General features: G+C 35.2%; 6 protein-coding genes. 1 reads left to right on the top strand and 5 read right to left on the bottom strand.

The genetic code is table 11. From position 1 onward, the window contains the following. Positions 1-88 precede the first annotated feature (88 nt). Positions 89-511, top strand: a complete 423-nt coding sequence (locus EDC17_RS14385) for a polysaccharide deacetylase family protein (protein ID WP_132778739.1) — start codon at positions 89-91, stop codon at positions 509-511. A gap of 195 nt (positions 512-706) precedes the next feature. On the opposite strand, the gene EDC17_RS14380 is transcribed toward EDC17_RS14385, so the two are convergent. The 5 genes from EDC17_RS14380 to EDC17_RS14360 all read right to left on the bottom strand — a co-directional run bounded on the left by EDC17_RS14380 (position 707) and on the right by EDC17_RS14360 (position 7,589). After that, complete coding sequence (locus tag EDC17_RS14380; RefSeq protein ID WP_132778738.1) at positions 707-1,654, bottom strand: UDP-glucuronic acid decarboxylase family protein; 948 nt, start codon at positions 1,652-1,654, stop codon at positions 707-709. Between the two features lie 26 nt (positions 1,655-1,680). Next, positions 1,681-2,817: a hybrid sensor histidine kinase/response regulator gene (locus EDC17_RS14375; protein ID WP_132778737.1), complete on the bottom strand. Its 1,137-nt coding sequence runs from the start codon at positions 2,815-2,817 to the stop codon at positions 1,681-1,683. A gap of 748 nt (positions 2,818-3,565) precedes the next feature. After that, a complete protein-coding gene (locus tag EDC17_RS14370; RefSeq protein ID WP_132778736.1) occupies positions 3,566-4,621 on the bottom strand; it encodes an endonuclease/exonuclease/phosphatase family protein in 1,056 nt (351 codons plus the stop codon). A gap of 13 nt (positions 4,622-4,634) precedes the next feature. Beyond that, positions 4,635-6,458: a PAS domain-containing sensor histidine kinase gene (locus EDC17_RS14365; RefSeq protein WP_132778735.1), complete on the bottom strand. Its 1,824-nt coding sequence runs from the start codon at positions 6,456-6,458 to the stop codon at positions 4,635-4,637. Between the two features lie 18 nt (positions 6,459-6,476). Further along, positions 6,477-7,589: a glycosyltransferase family 2 protein gene (locus EDC17_RS14360; protein WP_243646167.1), complete on the bottom strand. Its 1,113-nt coding sequence runs from the start codon at positions 7,587-7,589 to the stop codon at positions 6,477-6,479. Positions 7,590-7,650: the final 61 nt, after the last annotated feature.

The following is a 7,650-nucleotide window of genomic DNA, read 5'->3' as shown; positions in this document are numbered from 1 at the left end:
CCGACGCTAGAATGTTTAGTCAAATCACTAACAAGGAAATGAGAATAAGAGCCAAAATGATGCCTATAGTGGAGGATTTAATACGGAAATTAAATGTGCCGCACTAAAAGGGACAAGTCAGGAAGAGTATTACAAATATAATTACAATAGACAACATTCTAGAGTTGAAATAACGACCGAAAACCGTACTATTAAAATAAAAGTGAAATTCCCAAACAAAATTCATTTTTATTACCCTTCACTTACACTAAATATTCCCGGTATACAATTAGAAAAAATTGCAGACATTTCATCTAACGAAGCTGTAAAAGGACTTTCTTACGGATCGTTCGAAGATGGTATATCCATAAATATAGATTGTACAAAACACTTGTATGAGCAAGCAGAATACTATACTGAAAAGTATCTTTCAAATAGAACCAACAGCAATCTAAAAGATGCCAAATACTTTGTTAATATGTTAAAAGTTTCTGAATTCAAAACGAGTCTCACATCTAAACTTTCTGATTAACTAGCTTCGCTAATCTCACCTTTTAAGTTAATATACCACATGAGACCTGAATTCGAGTATTAATTTGGAATAAATTATTAATCGAATTCAGGCTATTAGTAAATCACAGAAATAATTGGGTAAAACAATTTATTTGTAAGATCAAGGATTACTAAAGATACTTTATGGATACAAAATAGTGCCCAAGGTAATTAATTAAACCATATCTTTGAAGTAAGCAATTGTTTTTAACAATCCTTCCTCTAACTGTATTTTAGGTTCCCAGCCTAACTCTTTCTTTGCTAAGGCTATTTCTGGCTTACGCTGTTTTGGATCGTCTTTTGGTAATTTAAAATGTTTGATTTTAGAGCTGGATCCTGTTAAAGCTACAATATGCTCAGCAAGCTCGAGCATGGTAAACTCTACAGGATTTCCAAGGTTTACTGGACCAATAAAGGAAGAATCTGAATCCATCATCCGCAACATACCTTCCACCAGATCATCGACATATTGGAAACTACGAGTCTGACTTCCATCACCATAGATTGTGATATCTTTTCCTTTCAAAGCCTGCATAATAAAATTTGAAACCACACGACCATCTTGAGGATGCATTCGGGGGCCATAGGTATTAAAAATACGAATAATCTTTATATCAATATTATGCTGTCTATGATAATCCATAAACAAAGTTTCTGCACATCTTTTTCCTTCATCATAACAAGAGCGAATGCCGATAGGATTTACATTCCCCCAATAGTTTTCAGGTTGTGGATGTACGTTAGGATCACCATAGACTTCACTTGTAGAGGCTTGCAAAATACGTGCTCCAACACGCTTGGCCAACCCCAGCATATTAATCGCTCCCATGACTGAAGTTTTTACCGTTTTTATTGGATTATGCTGGTAATGTATGGGACTAGCTGGACAAGCAAGATTATAAATCTGATCAATTTCAGCCATAAAAGGCACTGTAACATCATGACGTACTAATTCAAAATACGGATTGTCGAGAAGGTGTAAAATATTGGACTTTGATCCAGTAAAATAATTATCCATACAAACCACATCGTATCCAAGTCCAAGCAGACGTTCGCAAAGGTGAGAACCAATAAAACCAGCGCCGCCTGTCACTAATATTCGCTTACGTAATGTATTTTTCATCTATAAAATATATACTGCTATTAAACCTATGTGCTTTTTTTATCGTGAATTATCGGCATTTTAAATCCGAAAAGAGAACCTTTACCTTCTTCCGATCTAAAATAGAAAGAGCCCTTATGAGAATCAATAAAATATTGTACAATCCATAATCCAAGTCCTACACCATCCTCTTTCAAAGTTCCTTGAACGCTGTTACCATACATTCGCTTGCGCAGACGAGCCTGAACATCTTCCGTCATCCCTATGCCCTCATCCTGTACTTCAAAAACTAATTGATTATCCTCTTTACCCACCGTTATCTGTATTGTAGAATTTGAATTACTAAATTTAATTGCATTAATTAGTAAGTTTCGAACAATACTTTTCATGACATCAATATCAAAAAATACATCTATCTCATCCTGAAAATCTACCTGAACACAAATATCCTTTAACTTAGCTGCAGGTCTTGACACCTCAACAGCAGATTCTACCACGACATCAAAATCAAAAATTTGGGGCAACAAAGACATAGATCCCATTTGGGATTTGATTCTCTTTAAAAGATTATCTAAAAGCGAGAATAGCTGTTCCACAATATCACTACCTGCGTAGAGCATACGTATAAAATCACCATCCAGTACATCGCCTTCATTTTTGAGCGATAAAATACTGAAAATCATTTTTAAAGAAGAAATTGGAGTCCGCATGTCGTGCGCCAGAATAGCATGTAATCTATCGCGATTATCAATAATCGTCTGCAAATCCTCATTTTGTTTTACAATGGTGTTATGGAAATGGGATAATCGTATCTGGTGTTTGACTCTTCTAAGCAATTCTTCCCGATTGAATGGTTTAGTGATGTAGTCACTACCGCCTAAATCAAAACCTTTAATAACGTCTTCCGGAGAATTTAGAGCCGTAATAAACAGAATCGGGAGATCCTTATATTTTTCGTTCGACTTGAGCCACTTAGTAAATTCAAATCCATCCATTTCAGGCATCAAAACGTCCATCAAAATCAGATCAACTCGGTTACTTTCCAAAAAAACCATAGCTTCCTGAGCACTACTAGCTAGAGAAACTTCCAAAGATTCTCTTTCCAGGATGACTTTCATAATTAAATAATTAATCCTACAGTCATCCACAATCAAGACTTTATACTCCGAAAAATTAATATCCATAAATCGATTTAATTTTTGTCAAATGTTTATAATTGAAAAGAAGATTCACACATTTGGAAACTTTTTTATACATAATAGACAAATTTGTTACTTATTTACTGCTTTTTATTGTGATCCGGCAAACCGAAAAATTAATTTTAGTGGGGTTAATGTACTGTTGTTTTAAAGCCTATTTCTTAATTTTTTCATAAAGTAAGTGTATAGTTAAAGCCAAAAAGTGAATGATTGAATTAAATTGAACTCTTAGAATTGACATCATAAATATTTATCGAATTCTTGAAAGAAATCATTATACACTTCAACTCTAATCATCTATTTCTTCTAACAACGTACATCAATTACACCCAACAGATTACTCGTATAGCTTCTCTTAATTTTGCAATGCGTACTACTTCTAACGCATTTAAACAAGACAAGATCAATGAACTGGTCTTACTCGTCAAAGAGTCAACATAATGCCTCGAATAAATGAATAGTATTTCATTAAAGTAAATACTATAATAAGCAAATGCATTAGTCATAAATACATTTCCAAACCATCTAATCTCTGTTTTTACTATTTTTCTGAATTGACTATTTTCCAAAATGTTAAGGGTAATTTAATAAGGACTATCTATTAAAACTTAAACTTTTACCTATAGTTACTTTGTTTGTGTGATACCTTTCAAATATAAAATAATTGATTGGTGCAAGCGACAATCTTTTTTATATTCACCGCCTTGCAATGACATTTTTACAACTTTCTTTATTACTCAACAAAATTAAAATCTACTATCACTGGTAAGTGATCACTATAACCGATATCACCGGTTTGATAGTTTATTGCCTCAAAATCCGAATCAGAAAAAAAAACATAATCGATTCGAATCAACTTTCGAAAATAGCGATAAGTATAGGCGTAACCATTGCCCGCTTCACTAAAAGCATCTTTTAGTTTTCCTTTCATGGTATGATAGGTATAAGAAACTGGAGAATCATTAAAGTCTCCGCAGACCAAAGTCGCTATGGGTGATTGTACTATTTTTTCATTCAAGTAAGCTACTTGATTAGATCGAATGGCAAAATTACTAGACATAACTGATAGCATATTCCATACCTGATCAATTACGCTAGTCTCACCTATCTTAGGACGCATTTGGTTTAGATTTGTTGTTTGTAGATGGCAATTGAAGACACGAAATTTATTATTATCAACGGATAAATCTACGATAAGTGCACAATTTGATCTCTCATTAAACGAAACTGTTTCCGCGTTTGTGATAGGATATTTGCTCATGACAGCTAAGTGATGTTTTCCTGTTTGATCAGAACTCAAAACAAAGTGTTCCATCATAGGGAAAGCCGATTTGAGATCATCAACTGTATATTTCACTGGAACCTCTTGTAAACAAATCAAATTAATATTCTTATCCCCCACATATTCAGAAATATTCTGTACTGAAGGTACATTATAATCCATTCTAAAGCTTCTCACATTATAAGTAATCATACGAATATCCGGAGCGACGTTTCCTGTAACCTTGTTGAACTGTATAATTTTTGGAAAGTAATGAAACGTACCCACTAGGCCAATTAGGGCACATATCGCTGAGAAACGATTTTTCCAAAGTCCATAAATTAAAAGTAATACCAATGAAACAATGACAACAGGCATAAATAATCCAAGCCATTGAAAATATACAATTTCCTTTGGAAAAACAACATAAGCCAAGCTAGAGAGAACACCGAAGCTCATAATCACTAGTGATACTACAGCACTGAACCTAACCAAAGTTAGAGGTCTAATTTTGAAATTATCATTCATAAAATAGGTATCGCTATTCTTGTGATATAGGTATCAAAGGTAATTCAATATAGAAAGTTGAACCTTTATCAACTTTAGACTCGACCCATATTTTGCCCTCCATCTGTTCAACTATACTCTTACAAATTGCGAGGCCAAGTCCAGTACCTCGGTCAGTATCATTTAGTTTCACAAAACGATCAAATATAAGCTCCAACTTATTTGATGGAATACCTATCCCCGTATCCTTTACATAAAACCTTATTCCTGCAGTGGTTTGGGTAAAACCTACATAAATAAACCCCTCTTCTGGTGTGAACTTAATCGCATTATTTATAAGGTTTGTCAGCAATTGTAAAATACGCCCTCTGTCCACATTAACCACAACATCTTCATCAGGAATTTCAAAAACTAATGCAGCAATCTGAGTCAAATTACCGAAGCTCAGTTCGAGTTCTTGCAGAACCCTTTTAAGTGAGATCAAATTCGGGATAAAACGCATCTTTCCAGTACCCAAATTTGACATTTCTAAAACATCGGTAACAAGCCGTAACAATTGGACACCATTAGACGAAAGTATTTTTCCATAAGACCTACGCAATTCAGCGTCATCCGTTTCGGCAATAATATCACTGAAACCGATAATCGCGCTGAGTGGCGTTCGTATTTCGTGATTCATATTGGAAATAAATAAAGATTTGAGCCTTTCGGATTCCTCAGCTGCTTCTTTAGATTTAAGCAATTGTTCTTCATAACGTAATTGATCCGAAATATCACGGCGCATCGTCCAAATAATATCTTCACCTATCCCATTAGGAATAATAAATGATATACATTCCGAACTAATAATATCCCTTTGGGGATATGCATGAGTGCTTCGGTAACGCAGAAAACCATTGGTTTGTTGAATTTCTTTAATATGTTGATGCCATTCTTCTTCAGATCCATGAAAATGTAAAGTGTCAAAAATCTTACATTTGGAAAGATCAAGATCATCTGGGATCTGATTTTGCAAACGACATTCTTGGTTGACAAAAACCAACTCCCCGTTTAACTTATTTGCATGTATACTGTAAGGCGCCTGTTCTACGACTTTCATTAACATCTCAAGCTCACTCCGGTTTTTGATTAAATCAGTAATATTTTGCGAAAATCCATCGATAATCAAGCTATTCTTTTCTAAATAACTTCGATACTTTGTACTCTGCATATTCTGCATAACACCCTTTGAATTAACAACCCTGAATTCAAAGCGACTGTATTCATTTCCCTCCTTAAATAGATAATCGCATAAAGGTCGATGGTCATCAGGATGTACACTTCTTAAAAATACTTCCAAAGAGATCTGGAGAGGTTCTTCGAGATTATGCCCAGCAATATTGGAGTATCCCGTTAAAACAAACTCTTCCTTGCTACAATCAAAAGACCAAAGTCCAATCATAGCGACTTTACCCACTTCAATCAAAGCTGTCAATGCTGAACGCAGTCTATTTTTCATATTACTACGCTGGGTGATATCACGGTATTGACAGATCAAATGTTCTTCATCAAACTGGTTAACAATCAGCTTAAAATAATACATTTTCTCATCTGTAGGCAGATCGTAGTTAGCATTATATGTTTCTCCAGTTTTCCGAGAATAATCCAGAGCTTTCTCCACCTGCAACCTAATTGATTCAGGTAATACGGAGATGATATTCTTTCCAATAAGATTAACACGCGGATTAAAGATTGGATTATCTGTTTTCATAATCACATCTACACAGATGTTTTCTCTATTTACTAAGAACATCGTATCGCAAGTCATATCGAGAACCTTCTCAATCACCTGTAAATCACGTAAGTTCATATTTCCCATATCATGTAAGTGATGTAATTATTTGCGTTTTGACTTTTCCCATACACCACCAGTAGAATTAATTAAATACCAGATGCCCATTAGCACATTTGCATTCATAAATACAAAATAATAGGGAATGAAAAAAACCTTAGAAACCTGAGTCTGATTACGACTCAAGTATCCTACAACAGCGCAAAGGTAAAAGGCCATCTGCATGTAGAGTATGACCGTAAACACATTTATTAATGATCTTCCATGTTCACCAGCCAGCAACCAAGAGATTGGAAGCAGTACAATAAGTGCAATAGGTGCTATCGACCAACGCAAAACTCGGTGTGATACATATTGAAAACTAAGCTTTCCATAAACAAAGAAATTAAGCAGAGGGAGCAGCCGTCCAATTGACTGCCATCCTCCGGCTGCAATACGCTGTTTACGTTTAGACTCTTCTTCCATATTGCTTGAACCACGCTCTACGGCGTAAGCATCCGGGGTATAAGCTATTCGTAAACCCTTTTGTGCAATACGCATCGATAGCATAAAATCATCCAACAGCGTATTCTCGGGCATTTCTTCAAAGTATACCGTGCGTATTGCAAAGAGTTCGCCAGCAGCTCCTACTCCAGAGTAATAAACAAAATCTTTTTCCTTTAAAAAAGACTCATACTTCCAATATGCACTTTCTCCTTTAGAGGATACAGTGTCATCCTGTTGGAATGCAATTCTTTTTTCTCCTGAGACGCAACCGATAGTCGGATCTTCAAACTGCTTAACAATACGTTTCAAAGCTTCTTTATTCAGCATGCAGTTAGCATCAGTAAATACTACAATTGGATCCTCAACATGTGCCATCCCGTGATTGATAGCTGCTGTCTTTCCACGACGCTCAGGTGAATAGAGCACCTTCACATTAGTATATTTTCTTAAGATTTCTTCACTTGCATCTGTACTTCCATCAATTACCCAAAAGATTTTCAGACGGTTGGTTGGATAGTCCAATGCTAAAGAGTTAGCCATCTTCTCTTCAATTATCTCTGCTTCATTGTACGCCGCTATAAATAAGGTAACTGCAGGGAATTCCTGCGCATTTAGTTCTGGAATCGTAATGCTTTTATAAGGGAACCACCTGGCTAAAAAATAAATCAACATTCCATAACCCAAATAGGTATAGAAAACAATAAACGCGCAAATCATAAAAACGACCAAATAC

This window comes from Sphingobacterium alimentarium, from assembly GCF_004342685.1.
Lineage (GTDB): Bacteria > Bacteroidota > Bacteroidia > Sphingobacteriales > Sphingobacteriaceae > Sphingobacterium > Sphingobacterium alimentarium.
The sequence above is the reverse complement of the archived record's forward strand: the minus strand, read 5'-3'. Positions and strand labels throughout refer to the sequence as shown.

What these genes read in the sequence shown, in the direction of transcription:
- EDC17_RS14360 (WP_243646167.1), bottom strand. Translation starts at nt 7,589, where the DNA reads ATGTTGATTTATTTTTTAGCCAGGTGGTTCCCTTATAAAAGCATTACG.
- EDC17_RS14380 (WP_132778738.1), bottom strand. Translation starts at nt 1,654, where the DNA reads ATGAAAAATACATTACGTAAGCGAATATTAGTGACAGGCGGCGCTGGT.
- EDC17_RS14375 (WP_132778737.1), bottom strand. Translation starts at nt 2,817, where the DNA reads ATGGATATTAATTTTTCGGAGTATAAAGTCTTGATTGTGGATGACTGT.
- EDC17_RS14365 (WP_132778735.1), bottom strand. Translation starts at nt 6,458, where the DNA reads ATGGGAAATATGAACTTACGTGATTTACAGGTGATTGAGAAGGTTCTC.
- EDC17_RS14370 (WP_132778736.1), bottom strand. Translation starts at nt 4,621, where the DNA reads ATGAATGATAATTTCAAAATTAGACCTCTAACTTTGGTTAGGTTCAGT.